Source organism: Bradyrhizobium sp. 62B (assembly GCF_030272265.2).
Lineage (GTDB): Bacteria > Pseudomonadota > Alphaproteobacteria > Rhizobiales > Xanthobacteraceae > Bradyrhizobium.
The window spans coordinates 3,491,371-3,509,309 of record NZ_CP092841.2 but is presented as its reverse complement, the minus strand read 5'-3'; the positions used below and the strand labels follow the sequence as shown (position 1 = coordinate 3,509,309).

The 17,939-nt window shown below is 64.6% G+C and carries 20 protein-coding genes; 9 read left to right on the top strand and 11 right to left on the bottom strand.

What is annotated here, in order from left to right; all coding sequences use genetic code 11:
• Positions 1-149 precede the first annotated feature (149 nt).
• Positions 150-3,125, top strand: a complete 2,976-nt coding sequence (gene uvrA / locus ML401_RS16440; protein ID WP_285812470.1) for an excinuclease ABC subunit UvrA — start codon at positions 150-152, stop codon at positions 3,123-3,125.
• A 46-nt stretch (positions 3,126-3,171) separates the two neighbouring features.
• Positions 3,172-3,495, top strand: a complete 324-nt coding sequence (locus ML401_RS16435; protein WP_285812469.1) for a hypothetical protein — start codon at positions 3,172-3,174, stop codon at positions 3,493-3,495.
• 12 nt (positions 3,496-3,507) lie between these two features.
• Here the strand turns inward: ML401_RS16435 and ML401_RS16430 are convergent, their stop codons facing one another.
• Together ML401_RS16430 and ML401_RS16425 are read right to left on the bottom strand one after the other, a co-directional pair.
• Positions 3,508-3,843, bottom strand: a complete 336-nt coding sequence (locus tag ML401_RS16430) for a DUF5615 family PIN-like protein (protein ID WP_212068596.1) — start codon at positions 3,841-3,843, stop codon at positions 3,508-3,510.
• Between the two features lies 1 nt (position 3,844).
• A complete protein-coding gene (locus tag ML401_RS16425; RefSeq protein ID WP_285812468.1) occupies positions 3,845-4,072 on the bottom strand; it encodes a DUF433 domain-containing protein in 228 nt (75 codons plus the stop codon).
• 89 nt (positions 4,073-4,161) lie between these two features.
• Between ML401_RS16425 and ML401_RS16420 the strand changes: the two genes are divergently transcribed.
• Together ML401_RS16420 and ML401_RS16415 are read left to right on the top strand one after the other, a co-directional pair.
• Positions 4,162-4,809 (top strand): HAD family hydrolase, encoded by a 648-nt coding sequence (locus ML401_RS16420; protein WP_285812467.1) that lies wholly within the window; start codon positions 4,162-4,164, stop codon positions 4,807-4,809.
• Between the two features lie 107 nt (positions 4,810-4,916).
• The gene (locus ML401_RS16415) at positions 4,917-5,768 is read left to right on the top strand and encodes a hypothetical protein (RefSeq protein WP_211416933.1); all 852 of its coding nucleotides are present in this window, start codon (positions 4,917-4,919) and stop codon (positions 5,766-5,768) included.
• A 106-nt stretch (positions 5,769-5,874) separates the two neighbouring features.
• Here the strand turns inward: ML401_RS16415 and ML401_RS16410 are convergent, their stop codons facing one another.
• The 6 genes from ML401_RS16410 to ML401_RS16385 form a co-directional block, all read right to left on the bottom strand.
• Positions 5,875-6,828, bottom strand: coding sequence for a cytochrome D1 domain-containing protein (locus ML401_RS16410; RefSeq protein ID WP_285812466.1), 954 nt, complete (start codon positions 6,826-6,828; stop codon positions 5,875-5,877).
• A gap of 2 nt (positions 6,829-6,830) precedes the next feature.
• Positions 6,831-7,397: an SRPBCC family protein gene (locus tag ML401_RS16405; RefSeq protein ID WP_211416931.1), complete on the bottom strand. Its 567-nt coding sequence runs from the start codon at positions 7,395-7,397 to the stop codon at positions 6,831-6,833.
• 911 nt (positions 7,398-8,308) lie between these two features.
• Positions 8,309-9,076 (bottom strand): AAA family ATPase, encoded by a 768-nt coding sequence (locus ML401_RS16400; RefSeq protein ID WP_285812465.1) that lies wholly within the window; start codon positions 9,074-9,076, stop codon positions 8,309-8,311.
• 107 nt (positions 9,077-9,183) lie between these two features.
• Positions 9,184-10,044 carry a PCC domain-containing protein gene (locus tag ML401_RS16395; protein WP_211416929.1) on the bottom strand — a complete coding sequence of 287 codons (861 nt, stop codon included), beginning with the start codon at positions 10,042-10,044 and terminating at the stop codon, positions 9,184-9,186.
• Between the two features lie 9 nt (positions 10,045-10,053).
• A complete protein-coding gene (locus ML401_RS16390) occupies positions 10,054-11,661 on the bottom strand; it encodes an acyl-CoA synthetase (RefSeq protein ID WP_285812464.1) in 1,608 nt (535 codons plus the stop codon).
• 105 nt (positions 11,662-11,766) lie between these two features.
• On the bottom strand, positions 11,767-12,264 hold the full coding sequence (locus ML401_RS16385) for a hypothetical protein (protein WP_285812463.1): 498 nt from the start codon (positions 12,262-12,264) through the stop codon (positions 11,767-11,769).
• A 94-nt stretch (positions 12,265-12,358) separates the two neighbouring features.
• Here ML401_RS16385 and ML401_RS16380 point away from each other — a divergent pair, with 94 nt between their 5' ends.
• Complete coding sequence (locus ML401_RS16380) at positions 12,359-12,718, top strand: hypothetical protein (protein WP_211416926.1); 360 nt, start codon at positions 12,359-12,361, stop codon at positions 12,716-12,718.
• Positions 12,719-12,836: 118 nt separating this feature from the next.
• Positions 12,837-13,112, top strand: a complete 276-nt coding sequence (locus tag ML401_RS16375; RefSeq protein WP_194408005.1) for a GNAT family N-acetyltransferase — start codon at positions 12,837-12,839, stop codon at positions 13,110-13,112.
• Between the two features lie 48 nt (positions 13,113-13,160).
• Here ML401_RS16375 and ML401_RS16370 read toward each other — a convergent pair whose 3' ends face one another.
• Positions 13,161-13,556 carry an SPW repeat protein gene (locus ML401_RS16370; RefSeq protein ID WP_285812462.1) on the bottom strand — a complete coding sequence of 132 codons (396 nt, stop codon included), beginning with the start codon at positions 13,554-13,556 and terminating at the stop codon, positions 13,161-13,163.
• Positions 13,557-13,755: 199 nt separating this feature from the next.
• Entirely contained in the window at positions 13,756-14,685 is a 930-nt protein-coding gene (locus ML401_RS16365; protein ID WP_285812461.1) for a tetratricopeptide repeat protein, read from the bottom strand.
• Positions 14,686-14,788: 103 nt separating this feature from the next.
• On the opposite strand from ML401_RS16365, the gene ML401_RS16360 reads away from it, so the two are divergent.
• On the top strand, positions 14,789-15,064 hold the full coding sequence (locus ML401_RS16360) for a GNAT family N-acetyltransferase (protein ID WP_211416923.1): 276 nt from the start codon (positions 14,789-14,791) through the stop codon (positions 15,062-15,064).
• A gap of 65 nt (positions 15,065-15,129) precedes the next feature.
• Here the strand turns inward: ML401_RS16360 and ML401_RS16355 are convergent, their stop codons facing one another.
• A complete protein-coding gene (locus ML401_RS16355; protein ID WP_211416922.1) occupies positions 15,130-15,522 on the bottom strand; it encodes a DUF3597 domain-containing protein in 393 nt (130 codons plus the stop codon).
• A gap of 334 nt (positions 15,523-15,856) precedes the next feature.
• Between ML401_RS16355 and ML401_RS16350 the strand changes: the two genes are divergently transcribed.
• Both ML401_RS16350 and ML401_RS16345 read left to right on the top strand, forming a co-directional pair.
• A complete protein-coding gene (locus tag ML401_RS16350) occupies positions 15,857-16,765 on the top strand; it encodes a DUF2189 domain-containing protein (RefSeq protein ID WP_212068584.1) in 909 nt (302 codons plus the stop codon).
• Positions 16,766-16,895: 130 nt separating this feature from the next.
• Positions 16,896-17,720 (top strand): lytic transglycosylase domain-containing protein, encoded by an 825-nt coding sequence (locus tag ML401_RS16345; protein ID WP_211416920.1) that lies wholly within the window; start codon positions 16,896-16,898, stop codon positions 17,718-17,720.
• Positions 17,721-17,939: the final 219 nt, after the last annotated feature.

Here is a 17,939-nt window from a genome sequence, read left to right as displayed (position 1 = left end):
GTTGACGATTCGCAACTCCCTCTGGAAATCCGCGCGCGTTCTTCCTACGTTCGCTGATAACCCCATCGGCGCCGATCCCGGTTCCGGGCGAAGCGCGCCTTCATCATTGGCGCGATCGCGCGTCTTTGGATTCCTTGAGGACCAGCGGGATGGATGAAGTGATCAAGGCGAAGCGCCAACAACAGAACGTGGGCTCCAGCCTGCGCGCAATTACGATCCGTGGCGCGCGCGAGCACAACCTCAAGAACATCGATGTCGAGATTCCCCGCGACAAGCTGGTGGTGTTCACCGGCCTCTCCGGCTCCGGCAAATCCTCACTCGCCTTCGACACCATCTACGCCGAGGGCCAGCGCCGCTACGTCGAATCGCTCTCGGCCTATGCGCGCCAATTCCTAGAGATGATGCAGAAGCCCGACGTCGACCAGATCGACGGCCTGTCGCCCGCGATCTCGATCGAGCAGAAGACGACATCGAAAAACCCGCGCTCGACCGTCGGCACCGTCACCGAGATCTACGACTATATGCGCCTGCTGTGGGCGCGCGTCGGCGTGCCCTATTCGCCGGCCACCGGCCTGCCGATCGAGAGCCAGACCGTCTCGCAGATGGTCGACCGCGTGCTGGCGCTGCCCGAGGGCACCCGCCTCTATCTGCTCGCGCCCGTCGTGCGCGGCCGCAAGGGCGAGTACCGCAAGGAGCTCGCCGAATGGCTCAAGAAGGGTTTTCAGCGCGTCAAGATCGACGGCACCTTCCATGAGCTTGCGGAAGCGCCGACGCTGGACAAGAAATTCCCGCACGACATCGACGTCGTCGTCGACCGCATCGTGGTGCGCGCCGACATCGGCCAGCGCCTCGCCGAGAGCTTTGAGACCGCGCTGAAGCTCGCCGAGGGCCTTGCCGTCGTCGAGTTCGCCGACGCCCCAACGGCGGCTCCCACCGAAGAGAAAAAGAAGACCGCCAAGATCCACGACAAGAGCGGGCCCGAGCGCATGCTGTTCTCGGAAAAGTTCGCCTGCCCGGTCTCCGGCTTCACGATTCCAGAGGTCGAGCCCAGACTGTTCTCCTTCAACAATCCCTATGGCGCCTGCCCGGCCTGCGGCGGCCTCGGCGTCGAGCAGCATGTCGACGAGGACCTCGTCATTCCCGACAAGGAGCTCGCCATCGGCAAGGGCGCGATCGCGCCCTGGGCCAAATCGTCCTCGCCCTATTACATCCAGACCCTGACCGCGCTCGGCAAGCACTACAAGTTCACGCTGACCACCAAGTGGAAGGACCTGCCCAAGAAGACGCAGAATGCGATCCTGCACGGCTCCGGCGAGGACGAGATCAAGTTCTCCTATGAGGACGGGGTGCGCTCCTACGACACCAAGAAGCCGTTCGAGGGCGTCATCACCAACATCAACCGCCGCTACCGCGAAACCGAAAGCGAGTGGGCGCGCGAGGAGCTGGCGAAATACTTCCACGACGTGCCCTGCGAGGGATGCAAGGGTTTCCGGCTCAAGCCCGAGGCGCTCTGCGTCAAGATCGGAGCCAAGCATATCGGCGAGATCTCGGAGCTGTCGGTCAAGAAGGCCGGCGAATGGTTCGAGACCGTGCCCGACGCGCTCAACGCGCAGCAGAACGAGATCGCCGGCCGCATCCTGAAGGAGATCCGCGAGCGCCTCACCTTCCTGCTCGACGTCGGTCTCAACTACCTCACTTTATCCCGCTCCTCCGGCACGCTGTCCGGCGGCGAGAGCCAGCGCATCCGTTTGGCCTCGCAGATCGGCTCGGGCCTGACGGGCGTGCTCTATGTGCTGGACGAGCCCTCGATCGGCTTGCACCAGCGCGACAACGCTCGCCTGCTCGACACCCTCAAGAGGCTGCGCGACCTCGGCAACACCGTGGTCGTAGTCGAGCATGATGAGGACGCCATTCGCCTCGCCGACTACGTGCTCGACATCGGCCCCGGCGCCGGCATGCATGGCGGCCACATTGTCGCCGAGGGCACGCCCGCCGAGATCATGCGCAACCCGAAATCGCTGACCGGCAAGTACCTGACCGGCGAGCTCGAGGTCGAGGTGCCGGAGCGGCGCCCGCCGAACCATCGCCGCACCATCAAGGTGGTCAACGCGCGCGGCAATAACCTCAAGAACGTCACCGCCGAAATCCCGCTCGGCCTGTTCACCTGCGTCACCGGCGTCTCCGGCGGCGGCAAGTCGACGCTGTTGATCGACACGCTGTACCGCGCCATCGCCCGCAAGCTGAACAATGCCAGCGAGGGCGCCGCCCCGCACGATCGCATCGAGGGCCTCGAGCACATCGACAAGATCATCGACATCGACCAGTCGCCGATCGGCCGCACGCCGCGCTCGAACCCCGCGACCTACACCGGCGCCTTCACGCCGATCCGCGAATGGTTTGCCGGCCTGCCCGAGTCCAAGGCGCGCGGCTATGAGCCCGGCCGCTTCTCCTTCAACGTCAAGGGCGGCCGCTGCGAGGCCTGCCAGGGCGACGGCGTCATCAAGATCGAGATGCACTTTTTGCCCGACGTCTACGTCACCTGCGACGTCTGCAAAGGCAAGCGCTACAACCGCGAGACGCTCGAAGTCCTGTTCAAGGGCAAGAGCATCGCCGACGTGCTCGACATGACCGTCGAGGAAGCCGCCGAATTCTTCAAGGCGGTGCCGCGCGTGCGCGAAACCTTCCAGACCCTGCACCGCGTGGGCCTCGACTACATCCATGTCGGCCAGCAGGCGACGACCTTGTCGGGCGGCGAAGCCCAGCGCGTCAAGCTCGCCAAGGAGCTGTCAAAGCGCGCGACCGGCCGCACGCTCTACATCCTCGATGAGCCGACCACCGGCCTGCACTTCCACGACGTCAAGAAGCTGCTGGAGGTGCTGCATGAGCTGGTCGCTCAGGGCAACACGGTCGTCGTCATCGAGCACAATCTCGAAGTCATCAAAACCGCCGACTGGGTCATCGACCTCGGCCCCGAAGGCGGCGACGGCGGCGGCGAGATCGTCGCCTGGGGCCCGCCGGAGGACATCGCGAAGGCGCCGCGGAGCTATACCGGAAAATTCCTGGAGCCGGTGCTGAAGAAGGCGCGCAAGCCGAAGCGGCGGAGCACGAGCGAGGCGGCGGAGTAGCGCCACCCGCTCGAGCGGCCGGCTCAAGCTGCCGGGAAAATTCTCCATGCCGAGCCGAACCTACGCGCTCTTCCGCAACGCGATCCTCGCCGAGCAGCAGGTGACCTGTGTCTACGAGGGCCGCCATCGCGAGCTATGTCCGCACATCATCGGCACCAACAAGGCCGGTGAGGAAGCCGCGCTGGCCTGGCAGTTCGCCGGCGAAAGCAGCGGACCGCTGCCACAATGGCGATGCCTGAAGCTGGCCAATGTCAGCAACGCCCGGGCGCGCGACGGCCGCTGGCACGAGGGCAGCTCGCATCGGAGCACTCAGGCTTGCGTCAAGAACATCGATATCGACATCAATGTTGACGTACGCAAGTTGCGGTGAGCGCTCATTAGTCTACTGGCCGACGAATTCAATGACCGCTTCACCCCGCGCGACGGCTTCGGCGATTCGCGGCATGGCGCTCACACGCTGACGGATCAGCGCGCGATTGTCGATGTTGCCCACACGCACCCAAAGCACGATAGGCCCCTGCCGCTTTGCGGCACGGAGAAGCGAGAAATCGCGATTCTTGGTGACGAGAACGGCCGATCTTGCAACGGCTTCATCCCAGATCGCGCCATCGGTCGCGTTTGCCATCCCGAACTCGGCAACATGGGCCGCATCGTATCCAGCGCGACGCATGGCCTCCGCCAGTGCTGGTGGAAGCTGAGCATCGACCAGGTAAGGCAAGCTATTTCGCCGCTATGATCGGGTGATCGACCTGACGGGCGGCATAGGCGAGAGACGCGTCGGTATCGGCTTCTTCCAAATACGGATAATCTTCCAAGATGCTCTCGCGCGACTGTCCCGCGGAGAGCAGTCCCAAGACGTCGGCGACCGTCATGCGCAGATCGCGAATGCAGGGGCGTCCATGCATACGCTGCGGATCGACGGTAATCCTTGCCAGTAGCTCCGACATCTGCCACCTCTCGAAGGTAACATAGCATCTCCGATAGCATTTGTCAGCGCCTCGCCAGCGGGCGCGACGCCCGCACTTCTCCCTCCGCCATGCCCTACGCCCTCGCCATCTTCGACCTCGACGGCACGCTGGCCGACAGCTTCCCGTGGTTCCTGCGCGTCATCAACGACATCGCCGATCGCTTCAATTTTCGCCGTGTCGCCGATGAGGACGTCGAGGACCTGCGGCATGCCTCGACGCGCGAGATCCTCGCCCGCCTCGAGGTGCCGCTCTGGAAGCTGCCGGCGATCGCGCGGCATGCGCGGCGGCTGAAGGCGGAAGCTGCTTCCGAGATCGCACTGTTCGCCGGCGTCGAGACGATGCTGCGGACGCTGACAGAGAACGGCGTGCAGCTCGCGCTGGTGACGTCCGACAGCGAGGCCAATGCGCGCGAGAAGCTCGGGGAAGCCGCGGTGCTATTTTCGCATTTCGACTGCGCGGCATCGCTGTTCGGCAAGCCCGCGAAATTCCGCCGGGTGATCCGGCGCGCGGGCGTCGAGCCGGGCCAGGTGATCGCGATCGGCGACGAGGTCCGCGACATCGAGGCGGCGCGAACCGTGGGAATTGCCTGCGGTGCGGTGGGCTGGGGTTATGCTGCGCCGGCGGCGCTGCGCGCTAACGAGCCCGACCACATGTTCGAGCGAATGGATGACATTTCCGAAGTGGTGTGCCGCGATCGCCATCGCAGAATGGGCTAATTCAGCGAATGCGCAAAGCGCGGTCCACGGTCGCTGCGGTCCGATAGCCGGCTGATCAGGGGACACGCACAATCTATGCGTACACCTGGTCGTGACAAAATTAGAGATTGATTTTTGGCGGGCGCCTGCTCAGATTGCAACCTTTATATCTCGCAATCATTTTAGGGAGCCTTGGCATGTCTCGAAGCCGAAGCATGTATATTTGGAAGCTCGAACCCGTTCTCGCAGCCGAAGGTGGCGTCAACAAACTCATCGAGAAAGCGCGCCGTGCCAAGCTCTCGGCGATTTGGGTCAAAGTCGCCGATGGAGCTTCGCCATATCGGAACGTGACCGGCGCCATGGCGGCCACGATGACCAATCTCGTCACCCGGGCCCATGACAACAATGTGCAGGTCTGGGGCTGGCAAGTCCCGCACTGCCCAACGACGCAGGCCGCGCAGGACGAGGCCGAAACGTTCAGGACTCTCGCACAGCGGTTTCAGCTCGACGGCATGATCATGGATGCCGAGGGCGGCGCAGAATTCTTTCACGGCGGCATCAACGAGGCGAGAGCCTATGGCACCGCGATGCGGCAGGCCGCCGACGCGTTGCAAAAGTCTCTGGGAATGTCGAGCAATGACATTCCGCAGAATATCACCGGCTGGCTTCCGAGATTCACCGAGATCGCCCGGCACGCCGATTTCAACTTCCCGCAGACTTACTACGGCTCCAGTCCGAGCGTGGCATCGCGCATCGATCGCGCGGTCAACGGCAATGCGCATCTCACAATTCCCTTCGCTCCCGTCGGCGCGGGTTATGTCGGGGATGGTGGCGGCTGCGCATCGGCCCAGGCTTGCGCGGAGCGCGCGACCATCTTCATCCAGCTCTGCAAGGACCGGGATTATCCCAGCTATTCGTTCTGGCATTGGGCCGGTGCACCGATGGCGCTGTGGGAGGTTCTCAACACCACGCCGGCCTGATGATGTCTTCAGCAAGCGTAGAGCGGATTAGCGAAGCGTAATCCGCCGATTCATCATCGATGCATCATGGCGGCTTACGCTTCGCTTTTCTGCCCTACGCGATCCCCTACTCCGTCCTGCGCAGGAACGCGCCGAACGCCCTTGGGCCGTCGCCGGTCTTGATCTCGCCGAGCACCTTCAACTCGGTCGCGTCGATGATGCCTAGCGTGTTGCTTTCCCAGCACGCGACGATGACGCGCTTGCCGTCGGCGGTCGCGGCAATCCCTTCGGGGTAGTCGCCGACATTGATGCGCTTGACCGGCTTCAGGCTCGCAAGGTCGAACACGCTGACGGTGCCGCCATATTGGTCCGTGACAAAGCCGCGGCCTTGCGTCAGCGCCACCGCATAGGGGCGCATGCCGACCTTCACACGGCCGATCTCGCGACCTTCGGCAATGTCGATCACGGAGACGTCGTCGGAGCCGACATTAGCGGTGTAGGCGCGCTTGCCCTCGGCATCGATGGTGACGCCGAACGGACGGGTGCCGACCTTGATCGTCGCCTTGCGCTGGCGTGTTGCGGTATCGACGACCGAGACGCTGTCGTCGTCGCGGTCCGCCGAGAGCAGCAGCATGCCGTCAGGCGTCACTGCAAGGCCCGATGGCGAGGCGCCGACCGCGATGCTGGCGGCGATGCTGCGCGAGGCCGTATCGATCACCCGCACCGCCGCCGCATACCAGTCCGCGACATAGACGGTCTTGCCATCGGGGGCGACCGCAATGCCAAGCGGTCCGCCGCCGACCTCGATCCGGCCTGCCACTTGGCGCGTCGCGGCGTCCACCACCGTCACCGCCTTGGCGTCGGGGCTTGTGACATAGGCAAAGCGCCCGTCCGCGCTGACCGCCACGCCCGCCGGCTTGCCGCCGATGGGAATGGTTGCCACCGCGCGTGCGGAGGCGAGATCCACGACCATCAGATCGTCGCTGAGCTGGTTGGTGACGAACGCCTCCTCGGCAGCTGCGCTGCCGAGGCTGGCACGGCAAAGGCCGCCGGCAAGCGCCGCCAGGACCAGAATGCGCACGGTCAGCTGCCGCTCTCGATCTTCTTCTTCAACGCCTCGAGCCCGGTCTTGTAGAGCCCGCTGACCGCGGACTTGGCGGCTTCATCGTTGAGTTCCGGCGGCGGATCGTTGTTGGGAAAGCCGCGGTAGAACGCGCCGGCCCATTCCAGCTTCGACTTGCCGTCGGAAGCCGGCGACACCGTCAAGGTCGAGGAATAATTGGTCACCGGCAGCACCTTCACGTCGACCTTGGTGATCCGGTACGAATAGCTCAGCATGTCGGGCTCGTATTTGTAGAGCTCCTCCTCGACCGTCGCGCCGCCTTGCAGAGTCAGCGTCCGCGTCGCGCCGACCTCGTTGCCTTTTTCGCCCGTGGTCTTGGTAACTGGCGGAAGCCAGCTCATGTCCTGGAAATTGCGGATCGCGGCCCAGACCTTGTCTTGCGGCGCATTGATCTCGATGGATTCCCGCACCTTCTGCCGGGTCGGCCCGTGGGCCCAGGCCGGGCCAAAGGTTGCCGTCAAGCCTGCCGCCCCCATGACAGCCAGCGCCGCAGCCACGGCCGTGCGCCGTCCAATCGTCACCCTCATTCTCGTTTCCTCATACGTCCCGTTGATCATGCGCGACTTCGACTGCGCGCTGCGGTCATCCTAGCGCATTTTGGGGCCGAGGGGAGACCGGTTCGTGGCGCCGTTGCGGCGGGGCGCGGCACACCCCCACCACCTGTTGCGCTGCCCGTCGGACAAAACACCCCACGGGGAGGTCAATGCTTCCAGCCAAAAACAATTCGCTTTACGCGAATTCGGAAATGTAGCATGTTTTGGCCACCTCAACCCGGGCCGAGGGGCGGATCGCGATCGTCACGAACGCGGGATGGGAGGTGGTGGACGCGGGCCGCGTCGCGCGCAGTCGGTTTGCAGGGCGGGTCACACCGTGAGCAGGCAACGCGCGCATACGACAGGTGCAGGCTCGCGTACGGCAAAATCGTGTGGTCCTGGCGCCCGGGGTTCTGGCGTCAAGTTTTGCGGTGATGCAGCGGCCAACCGGTGCGCACATCGATCAGCCGCAAGGTGACGGGGGCAATAGTGCAACGCTCCCCGAGGAGAGCACGACATAAGCCGTGAACCCACTGTGCAGGGAAGGCCGGATGTTTGGCTTCACCTGTATGCCGCTGTGCAGCTTCCTTAAGCGCACGCTTCGCACAGTGGACCGCGGGTGCCAGCCGGCACCCGGCCTTCCCTGCGCCCTCGGCACTTTTGAGGGCAACAACGACCGCAAAGCTCGGGCACGAAGGGCCGCGAGAACGGGACGGCGCGCGCAATTGAGAATCGAATACGAAGATGAATTCCGCTCTCGTGCCCCGGGTGCGCTATTGCCTTCCACTCCGTCATTACAGCGCAGCGAAGCAATCCAGACTGCCGCCGCGGAAAGACTCTGGATTGCTTCGCCGCAAGGGCTCCTCCCAATGACCGCGGAGAGAACTACCGTCAAAGACTCTCACCTACTCCCCCAGCGTCGCCTCCACGAAGCCGTGCGGGTCGTCACAGAATTCGCGCATCAAGCGATAATGATCCGTCTCCTCCAGCGTCACCGGCTCAAGGCCGCATTTCCCGAGCCGCAGCAGCCGCGCGTTGGGATAGGCCATCAGCATCGGCGCGTGCGTCGCCATGACGACCTGGCAGATCCGGGACTCCTCCATGCGCCGCAACAGCTTCAAGAACTCAATCTGCCGCGCCGGCGACAGCGCCGATTCCGGCTCGTCGAAGATGAAGATGCCCTGGCGCTGACAGCGCTCCTCGAAGAAGCGCAGGAAGCCTTCACCGTGGGAATGCGACAGGAAATCGGGGCCGACCTGACCGGCATCGCGCGCGGCCTTGTCGAGATACCGCGCTACCGAGAAAAAACTCTCGGCGCGAAAAAACCAGCCGTTGGTGATCTTCGGCAGCCAGCTCGCGCGCAGCGCCTTGGCGAGTTGGCCACCCATCCTCTCGCGCGCCTCGGAGTGGTCGACCGGCATGTAGCCCTTCCCGCCCCCGGCATCGTCGTAGCCGGCAAGCGCTGCGATGCCCTCGAGGATCGTCGACTTCCCGGTGCCGTTCTCTCCAACGATGATCGTGATGGCCGTGTCGAAATTGAGCTCGAAATCATCTGGCAAGATGGGAAGGCAAAACGGATAGGCCTCGCGATCCCCCACCCGCGATGGGTCCAGCCAGACCCGCTTCAGATACGGCGCCGGCAGGTTGATGGTGCGATGCCCTCTCCGGCTCATAATCCGTCTCTCCGCCCGTTCTGCTACAGACACCCAAAAAAGAACATATCGGGAACATAAAGTCCCTGCAACCGGCAGGCTACGCTGGCGAAATCCCCGGCTTGAGCCTAATCCAGCACCTCCAGCACCAGCTCCATCGTCATCAGCACCGGATTGTCGCCGCGGACCAGGCGCCCCTCCGCCAGGCCGCCGGTGTAGTCGACCAGCGCGACGTCGAGCACAGCTTCGAGCGCGCCGGAGACCCCGGGCGCGATCGTCCCGGCCGTCACCGCAAGCTCGGTTGCGAACGGCTCCGTCGCCCCGCCGTGCGTGAAGTGCGCGCCGATGGTCGAGCCGACGCCGCCATGGATCTTCGCCTGCGCGATGCCCTGCGCGCGGCAGAACTCTTCGAGGCAGGACGCAAAGTCCTGGTTCGGCCGCAGCCGCAGCGCGAATGCGCGGCTTGTCGTGCGCGCGCCCGTGCGCTCAGCGGGCACCGGCCCGAACAGCTTGAAATTGGTCTCGGGATCAGGCTCGGCGGTGAACATCGCGCCGTCGATGCCGAAGGCCTCGACCTCGAACGCATCGGCAACGACAGTCTCGTCCGGCAGCATGTGGCCACCGCCGGCCTTGCCGTCCGCCTCCGCCCACAGCCCATGGCAATGAAAGAACGGTGCGCCGTCGCGCGTGCCGAGCGTGAGGCTGCCGAGCTTCGTGTGCGTCGTCCCATCCGGCCGATAGGTGTCGCTATAGAACGCCGCGTTCTCGCCGGTCTTCGACAGTGCCGGCATGACATAGGCGAACGGCCCGAGCACGCCGTGCCGGAAGCTGAGGACGCCGCTCGTAAAACCTTCGGCCGCAAAGCCGCGCCGCGCGGCCTCCAACAGCGGGACACCGGCCTGAAGCGTGAACGAGAAGGCGCGCCCCCTCGCCTCCACCCATTGGATGCGTTCTGCGACGGGCGCGCCCGGCTGCTTGATGCTCCGCATGGCCTGCGCTCAGCCTGCCTTCGTCTTGTCGAGATCGAGCAGGCCGCGGGCCTCGAGCTCGTCGCGCACCATGCGTTTCGGCACCTTGCCATAGCCGGATTTCGGCAAGGCCTCCCAGAAGAAGAACCGCTTCGGCATCTTGTAGCGCGGCACTTTTGGCGAGAGAAACGCGGCCATCTCCGCTTCGCTCACCTGCTTCTCGCCCTCGCGCGCGACGCAGACGGCAACGCCGACCTCGCCCCAGGTCGCATCGGGCACGCCGAGCACCGCGACCTCGCCGATCGCGGGATGCGTCAGGATCTTCTCCTCGATCTCGCGCGGATAGATGTTGGAGCCGCCGGAGATGTACATGTCGGAGGCGCGGCCCGTGATGTAGACAAAGCCCTCCTCATCCATGTGGCCGAGATCGCCGGTGCGAAACCAGCCGTTGCGGAACGCCTTCGCATTGGCTTCGGGATTGTCGTAATAGCCGGCGAGCACGGCAGGCCCGATCACGCAGATCTCGCCGCTTTGGCCCGCCGCGAGCTCGCGACCCTCGTCGTCCTGGATCGAGACCTGCATGGCGGTGCGTTCGAAGCCGCAGGTGCCGATCCTGGCATGCGGACTATCCTCAGAGTCGTGCAGCGCCGCCGGCAGCACGGTGATGTTGCCGGTGACTTCGCCCAAGCCGAAATACTGCACGATGACCTTGCCGAGCTTCTTCAGCGCGGTCTTCTGGTCCTCGCGGTACATCGGCGCACCGGCATAGATCACGTGACGCAGCGAGGAATGATCGTATTTGTCGGCGGCGGGATGCTCGACCATCATCTTCAAAATCGTCGGCACCGTGAAGAGATTGGCGACCCGATGCTTCTCGATCAGGCGGAACGCCTCGTCGATCTCGAACTTCTCGGTCGGCAGCAGGACGGTGCAGACGCCGCGCGCGGTCTGCACCAGCTGATGCACGCCGGCGCCATGCGACAGCGGTGCCACCACCAGCGAGGCATCGTGCTCGGTGACGCCAGGGGTGAGATCGGCAAGATGGTTGGTGACGACGAAACCCATCTGGCCATGGGTCAAGACGGCGGCCTTGGAACGGCCAGTCGTGCCCGAGGTGAAGAAGAACCAGCAGGGATCGTCGTGCTCGACGGCGACGTTCTCGACCACCTCGCCGGCGCGCGCCGCGATGGCCTCCGCAACCGAGGTCTCGCCGAAGGTGCCCTTGCCGTCGAGGCTCCAGGTGAACTCGAGCGCGCCGCCCTTCACCGCCGCGGCATGCTCGGGGAAATCGACGTGGCACAGAAACGCCTTCGCCCCGGAGGCTTCTGCGAGATAGGTGACCTCATCCGGCATCAGGCGGAAATTGGTGGGCACCCAGACTGCACCGAGCCGGAATGAAGCGAACATCGAGAAGAACATCTCGTCGCTGTTCTTGGAATGAACGAGGATGCGGTCGCCCTTGGCGATGCCGCGTGCAGCGAGCGCCGCGGCCAACGCCGAGACCTGTGCATCGATCTGCCGCCAGGTCCAGGACCTGTCACCCCAGACAAAGCCGGGACGCGCACCGTGCCGCCGCGCATTCTGGGTCAGCATGTAAGCGAGATTCATGACGCGGCGGGACATGCGCAGGGGCGGCATCGGGCTTCCTCTTCGAGGGCGGACGGCGCTTGGGCTACCCGCTCATTGCAGCCCATTTATCGCCATCACCCGCGCCCCCGCAAGGCCGCCGGCCGCACACCAGCCCTACGGCTGCTTGAACACAAACGGCGTTGCCGAAATCACCTTCTGCTTGATGCAGGCCTGTGGACCAAAGCCGCCGCAAAAGCTGCCATGCAAATCGAAGCGGATGCTGCGAGCGGCGCCGCGCTTCACCGGCGGGGCCATGACCCTGTAGCGGAGGACGTAGCCGTCGAACACCTCGCGCACGCCGCCATCCGGCAGCGTCACCAGGATCTTCATGACGCAGCCGCCGGTTCCGCAATAAGTGGTCTCGCGGTCCCCGCATTTGGTCGCGCTGAAATCGACGATGTAGTCGTCGCGGCCGTCGCCGGTGAGGTCGATCCTGCGCACCGTATCGCGCGCGAAAGTCACCTCGCCGCCGTCCTGGCTGGTACATTCCTCGTTGGCGTAACGCAGCGCCGTCTGCACGCCGGGCGGATAGTCGGACGGATTGAACGGCTTGGCATCCTCGGCGCGCGCGGCGGAGGCGATCAGGGCAAGCAGAAGCATCAGATGGCGCATGGGCGTTGGTCGCCGGCGGAAGCGCAACCGTTCAGGAAATTTTAAACATGATCGGCGCACCCTCGCTCAGTCCTCGCGTACAGAGTGTTCCATCATGGTCAAAGCGCCCGCCCTCCTCCTGTTGTCGCTGGCGCTCGCCGGATGTGCCGTGGGTCCTCAAGCGCGCCTGGCGCCCGATCCTGCCTTCAAGCCTGCGCGTTATGCCTGGGACGGCGCCGGCGAGGATCCCAATCGGCCGCATGCAGTCTCGCAACCAACACGCGCCGCGGCTCGATCCGAGCGCGACGGGTCGCAGGCCGAGCTTCAGCCGCCTTCGAAGGAATGGTGGCAGGCGCAGGACGGCAGCGAGGCCGAGCAGGATGAAAGGGTCAACCGCTCCCTGGTCATCTGCCAGGGCTGCTTGCGCCCACAGCGGCAGCCCGAAGATTCCAGGCTCGCCAAAGCGGCCGACTGAATCGAACTGCAGTTACAATGGAAACCCATCGACCTGATCGCGCGTTACGACTTCGCGCACGAGGACTGGCGATCCCCAAGATGCTGACGGCCTCGCCGCAGAGCCGAGCGGAGACGACATGAGCGCAATCATCGACAACAAGGCCGATCACCGCTTCGAGCTCGAGGTCGAAGGCCACCTTGCGACTGAGCATTACAAGCGCGACGGCAATGTGATCACCTTCGAGCACACCGACGTGCCGAAAGAGCTCGGCGGCAAGGGTGTCGGCTCGAAGCTGGTGCAAGGCGCGCTCGACCAGGTCCGCACGGCCGGATTGAAGGTGATCCCGCAATGTCCGTTCGTGAAGGCGTGGATCGAGAAGCACGCGGACTATCAGGATCTCGTGGCGAGATAGGGACACGGGCCCGCCGCCTGCGGCCGGCGGGCTCGCCGACATCTACGGCTATTGTCCGTGCTTGAGCATGTCCTGGTCAGTCAGGTCCCAGTCCTGCCACAGCTGCAGTACGCCGAGCAGCACGAGCACGGCGCCGAGGCCCGTGTGATAGACGCGGAGAAAGCCGTCACCGGAATAGCCCATGACGTAGGGCGAGGCGATGAGCCACAGTCCGATCAGGATCGTCGTCACCTCCTGCCAGCGCTGCAAGGCAACGTATTCGAGCTGGCTGATGCCAAAGACGACCAGACCGATTGCCACCGTGTTCAGGATCACCGTCTGATGTCCGGCAATCGCCGGATCCTGCACGGGAAACCATGGCGAGGCCACGATCACCGCGCCCAGCAGCATCCCGCACCAGTCTTCCCACGTTCGATGAGTATTCAAAAAACCAAAGTCCGACATCGTACCCTCCTATGACAGAGGCACACGTCGGCGGCTGGCGATCACGACTTCCGAATGTCTCGCGACCCTGCCGGCCGCATTCGGACGTATGTCCTGCAAAAGACGTGGGAACCGCCGGCGGCTGCGCAAGAGCAGGATGACGGATTATTTCGACGGCCGCGCGCTGTTCGCGGGTCATAACTTTCCTACCGCACCGCGGCTATAGCGCTCCGAGCTTCCGCAGCGAGTCGTGCGCGCTCGCCAGGCCGGGCTTCAACTCCAGCGCCTTCCGAAAATCGACGATCGCGCCCTGCTTGTCGCCAAGCCGCAAACGGGCCTGCCCGCGATTATTCCACGAGAACGCGTCCGTGGGATCGTATTGCAACGCCTTGTCGTAATCGGAAACACCGCCCTTGTTGTCACCCTGGAAGAGGCGGATCATGCCGCGATTGCGCCAGCCGCGCGCGTCGGTCGGCGCGAGGCGGATGGCCTCGCCATAGTCCGCAGCGGCACGGTCGAGCTGCTCGGTGTCCCGGTAGACGTTGCCGCGGTCGATATAGGCGAGCAGATCGGGCGCAAGCTTGATCCGCATCGTATAGTCGGCGAGCGCATATGCGGTGTCGTGCTTGCGGTAATAGACGAGACCGCGATTGCCATAGGCCATGGCGGAATTCGGGTTGCGCTTGATCGCCGCATCGAAATCGGTCAGGGCGCCGTCGAGGTCGCCCTTGTTGAAGCGGGACTCGCCACGATTGTTGTAGGCCAGCGCCAACGAAGGATCGAGCTTGATGGCCTGGTCGTAATCGGCAATGGCGCGGTCGTAGTCGCGCTTGAACGAATAGACGCGGCCGCGATTGTTGTGGGGGCAGGCATAATCCGGAGCGAGCCTGATCGCTTCGTCGAGATCGGACAGCGCGGCGTCGAGCTCGCGCTTCTCGGTAAGACCATGGCCGCGGTTGCAATAGGCCCCGGCGAGCCTGCGGCCGCTCTCACTCTTGGTGTCGATCACGGTGGAGCAGGCCTTGACCCGCTGGTCCGGCGTGCTGGTCAGCCCCACGCAGGCATCCCAGGCCGGGCCGCCTTCGGCCGCAGCCGGCGCCGTCACGGTGAGCGTGGCAAGCACGACCATGAGACTGAACCGGACACGCATTTTACGGATATCTCCCCTGCGACAACCATCCTTGGTCGCACCTTGGCAAGGGCCGGTTCAGACGCCTAGATCAGGGTAAAGCAGCACGTCGGAAGGATCTTGCATGGCCGCATCGGTACGGGACAACAAGGACAGGAGCCGCTTCGAGCTCGATGTCGGCGACGACATCGCCTTCGCCAATTACCGGCTGACCCCGACGGCGGTCATCATCACCCATACCGAGACGCCGCGGGCGTTGCGCGGCCGCGGCATCGCGTCCGAGCTGGTCAAGGGCGCGCTGGATCTGATCCGGCGCGACGGCAGGAAGGTGATCGCCGGCTGCGGCTTCGTCGTCGACTATCTCGACAGGCATCCGGAGGACGCGGATCTCGTCGCCTGAAAGCAAAAGGGCCCGCGAGATCGCGGGCCCTTCCGGCACGACCGGTGTCCGGTCAGTGCTTGCGGTCAGTGCTTGATCTCGGGCGGCAGCTTGCCGCCATTGGCGGCGAGCTTGGACATCACCTGCTTGTGCAGCCAGACGTTCATGCTGGCGGAGTCGTTCATGTCGCCGGTATAGCCGAGCTCCTTGGCGAGGTCCTTGCGCGCGGCAAGGCTGGAATCGATGTCGAGCGCCTTCATCAGGTCGACGATCGAGGTCCGCCATTCGAGCTTCTCGCCCTTGTGCGCGGCCACCGCCTTGTCGACGATCGCGGCAACGTCGACCGCTGCCATGGGCGCGGCAGCCGGCGCCGACGCCCCCGGCGCGGCTCCGGCCGGTGAAGCTGCGCCACCGGCGGGCGCGGCGGAAGCCGGCTGGCTACCGAAGATCGCGCTCATGATTTTACCGAAAATGCTCATATCTGCTCCCCGAAAAGGATCCGTTGGAAGGGCCTTGAGTGGCACTTATAGACCAAGTCACTGCGTTGCGCCCGCGAAGTTCTGCGAACCGACACGCAGCATCAGCTTATCTGCGGCGAAATGACGACCGAATGACGCCGCCGAAAGTTGCGCTGCGGCATCGAATTTCACCCAAGCGTGAGGGACAGGACTCGGAAATAGGCGTACGCTTTGCGTTCAGCTCGCGATGCCTTCCGGAATTCGCGTCTGGTCGGACTCGCGAAACTCAAGAATGGCGGCCGCTCGCGCCGTTTGCCGGCGTGGATTCGGCCGCTCGGCAAGGGAGCTAGCGATCATGGCCACACTCTACCAGGGCAATGTCCCCACGATGGGCCGGACCGGAGATGCGGCCGGACCGGTGATCCGAACCATCCAACTCTCCGATCTGCACGATGCGCTCCGACGCGGCTGGGACGATTTCAAGGCCGTTCCGAGCCACGCCATCATCCTCTGCGTGATCTATCCGGTGCTCGGCCTCGTGCTCGCCCGCGTGGTGATGGGCTATTCGGTGCTGCCGCTGCTGTTTCCGCTGGCCGCCGGCTTCGCGTTGATTGGCCCCTTCGCGGCGCTGGGTCTCTACGAGCTGTCCAGCCGGCGCGAGCGCTATGAGGAAGCCAGTGCCTGGGATGCCATGGAGGTGCTTCGCTCGCCTTCGTTCGGGGCGATGCTCGGCCTCGGCACCCTGCTGCTCGCTCTGTTCGTGACCTGGGTTGCAACTGCGCAGGCGATCTACGTCGCGGCGTTCGGCTATGAGGGCGCAAGCGGCATCTCGGACTTCATGACCCGCGTGCTGACGACGCAGCAAGGCTGGTGGCTGATCGTGGTCGGCTGCGGCGTCGGCTTCCTGTTCGCGCTCGCCGCGCTCTGCCTCAGTGCCGTGTCGTTCCCGCTGATGCTGGACCGTCATGCCGGCGCGTTCGAGGCGATGAGCACCTCACTGCGCGTCGTCGCGAGGAACCCGGTGCCGATGGCAGCCTGGGGCCTGATCGTCGCGGTGCTGCTCGCGCTCGGCACCCTTCCGGCCTTCCTCGGCCTTGCCGTGGTGATCCCCCTGCTCGGCCATGCCACCTGGCATCTCTATCGCAAGGTGATCGTCTCGGAGCCCGGCGCACGCCCGGTGCCGCCCCCGCCGCCTCGTCCGCGCAAGCCGGCGGCCGACTTCCCGGCCAACCTCTTCCCCTGGCGAAACAGGACGGATGCCTGACGATATCGTGACATGCGATCCTGCCCGGCCTCGGGCAGGATCGCGCCCTGTCTCACGCCTTGCTTTGGCCGCGGTTCCGACCGAGATTGCGCGCCGCCGGCAGATCGCTTCACGGAATTCATTGACTCGAATGACCTCGACGATTTCTCGTCTCGCTCTCGCAGCCTTCGCCCTCTCCGCATCCATCCTGTCCGCCCAGCCGGCGCTCGCCGCCGTCGCCTGCGGCTCGGGTAATTTCGATGCCTGGCTTGCGGAGTTCAAAACCGACGCTGCGGCCAAGGGCATCTCACAACAGGCCATCGCATCGGGTCTCGCCGGCGTGACGCTGGATCAGAGCGTGCTGAACCGCGACCGCTCGCAAAAGGTCTTCAGCCAGACCTTCGAGGAGTTTTCCGGTCGCATGGTGCCGCCGCGCCTCGAGCGTGGCTCCAACAGGATGAAGCAGTACGGCTCGGTGCTGTCGCGCATCGAGCAGACTTACGGCGTTCCCGGCGAGGTCCTGGTCGCGATCTGGGGCCTGGAAACGGATTTCGGCGTCAACACCGGCAAGTTCGCCACGATCCGCTCGCTGGCAACGCTGGCCTATGACTGCCGGCGCGCCGAGCAGTTTCGCGCCGAGCTGATGGATGCGCTGCGCATCGTCCAGCGCGGCGATCTCGCGCCAGCCGAGATGAAGGGCGCCTGGGCCGGCGAGCTCGGCCAGACCCAGTTCATGCCGTCGTCCTGGATGAAATACGCCGTCGATTTCGACGGCAACGGCAAGCGCGACCTCTTGCACAACGCGCCCGACGTGCTCGCCTCCACCGCCAATTATCTCGCCGGCTATGGCTGGCAGAAGGGCAAGGATTGGCAGCCGGGCAGCCCGAATTTCGAGGTGCTCAAGCAGTGGAACAAGAGCGAGGTTTATTCCAAGACCGTCGCCTATTTCGCCACGCAGCTCGCACGCGCGCCTTAAGCGCATCGGCCTGAACGCCCCGCAGACACCCCGCGCGCCATCCCTCTACGCACTGGCTCGCCGAGGGCCCGTGCGCGTCATCTCACGAAAATCGAATTTTCACGCGTCGATCGACCCCATAAACTGAATTAATATTCATTTATAGACGATTTTACCTATGCGACTCACGCAGGCGAGAGTTGGGTCCAGTCGCTGTTTTGTCCGCTTCCGCTCGGCCCC

What these genes read in the sequence shown, in the direction of transcription:
- ML401_RS16350 (WP_212068584.1), top strand. Translation starts at nt 15,857, where the DNA reads ATGGCCACACTCTACCAGGGCAATGTCCCCACGATGGGCCGGACCGGA.
- uvrA (WP_285812470.1), top strand. Translation starts at nt 150, where the DNA reads ATGGATGAAGTGATCAAGGCGAAGCGCCAACAACAGAACGTGGGCTCC.
- ML401_RS16395 (WP_211416929.1), bottom strand. Translation starts at nt 10,044, where the DNA reads ATGCGGAGCATCAAGCAGCCGGGCGCGCCCGTCGCAGAACGCATCCAA.
- ML401_RS16425 (WP_285812468.1), bottom strand. Translation starts at nt 4,072, where the DNA reads ATGTCGGAGCTACTGGCAAGGATTACCGTCGATCCGCAGCGTATGCAT.
- ML401_RS16390 (WP_285812464.1), bottom strand. Translation starts at nt 11,661, where the DNA reads ATGCCGCCCCTGCGCATGTCCCGCCGCGTCATGAATCTCGCTTACATG.
- ML401_RS16360 (WP_211416923.1), top strand. Translation starts at nt 14,789, where the DNA reads ATGGCCGCATCGGTACGGGACAACAAGGACAGGAGCCGCTTCGAGCTC.
- ML401_RS16385 (WP_285812463.1), bottom strand. Translation starts at nt 12,264, where the DNA reads ATGCGCCATCTGATGCTTCTGCTTGCCCTGATCGCCTCCGCCGCGCGC.
- ML401_RS16405 (WP_211416931.1), bottom strand. Translation starts at nt 7,397, where the DNA reads ATGAGGGTGACGATTGGACGGCGCACGGCCGTGGCTGCGGCGCTGGCT.
- ML401_RS16375 (WP_194408005.1), top strand. Translation starts at nt 12,837, where the DNA reads ATGAGCGCAATCATCGACAACAAGGCCGATCACCGCTTCGAGCTCGAG.
- ML401_RS16435 (WP_285812469.1), top strand. Translation starts at nt 3,172, where the DNA reads ATGCCGAGCCGAACCTACGCGCTCTTCCGCAACGCGATCCTCGCCGAG.
- ML401_RS16355 (WP_211416922.1), bottom strand. Translation starts at nt 15,522, where the DNA reads ATGAGCATTTTCGGTAAAATCATGAGCGCGATCTTCGGTAGCCAGCCG.
- ML401_RS16420 (WP_285812467.1), top strand. Translation starts at nt 4,162, where the DNA reads ATGCCCTACGCCCTCGCCATCTTCGACCTCGACGGCACGCTGGCCGAC.
- ML401_RS16400 (WP_285812465.1), bottom strand. Translation starts at nt 9,076, where the DNA reads ATGAGCCGGAGAGGGCATCGCACCATCAACCTGCCGGCGCCGTATCTG.
- ML401_RS16365 (WP_285812461.1), bottom strand. Translation starts at nt 14,685, where the DNA reads ATGCGTGTCCGGTTCAGTCTCATGGTCGTGCTTGCCACGCTCACCGTG.
- ML401_RS16370 (WP_285812462.1), bottom strand. Translation starts at nt 13,556, where the DNA reads ATGTCGGACTTTGGTTTTTTGAATACTCATCGAACGTGGGAAGACTGG.
- ML401_RS16380 (WP_211416926.1), top strand. Translation starts at nt 12,359, where the DNA reads ATGGTCAAAGCGCCCGCCCTCCTCCTGTTGTCGCTGGCGCTCGCCGGA.
- ML401_RS16345 (WP_211416920.1), top strand. Translation starts at nt 16,896, where the DNA reads ATGACCTCGACGATTTCTCGTCTCGCTCTCGCAGCCTTCGCCCTCTCC.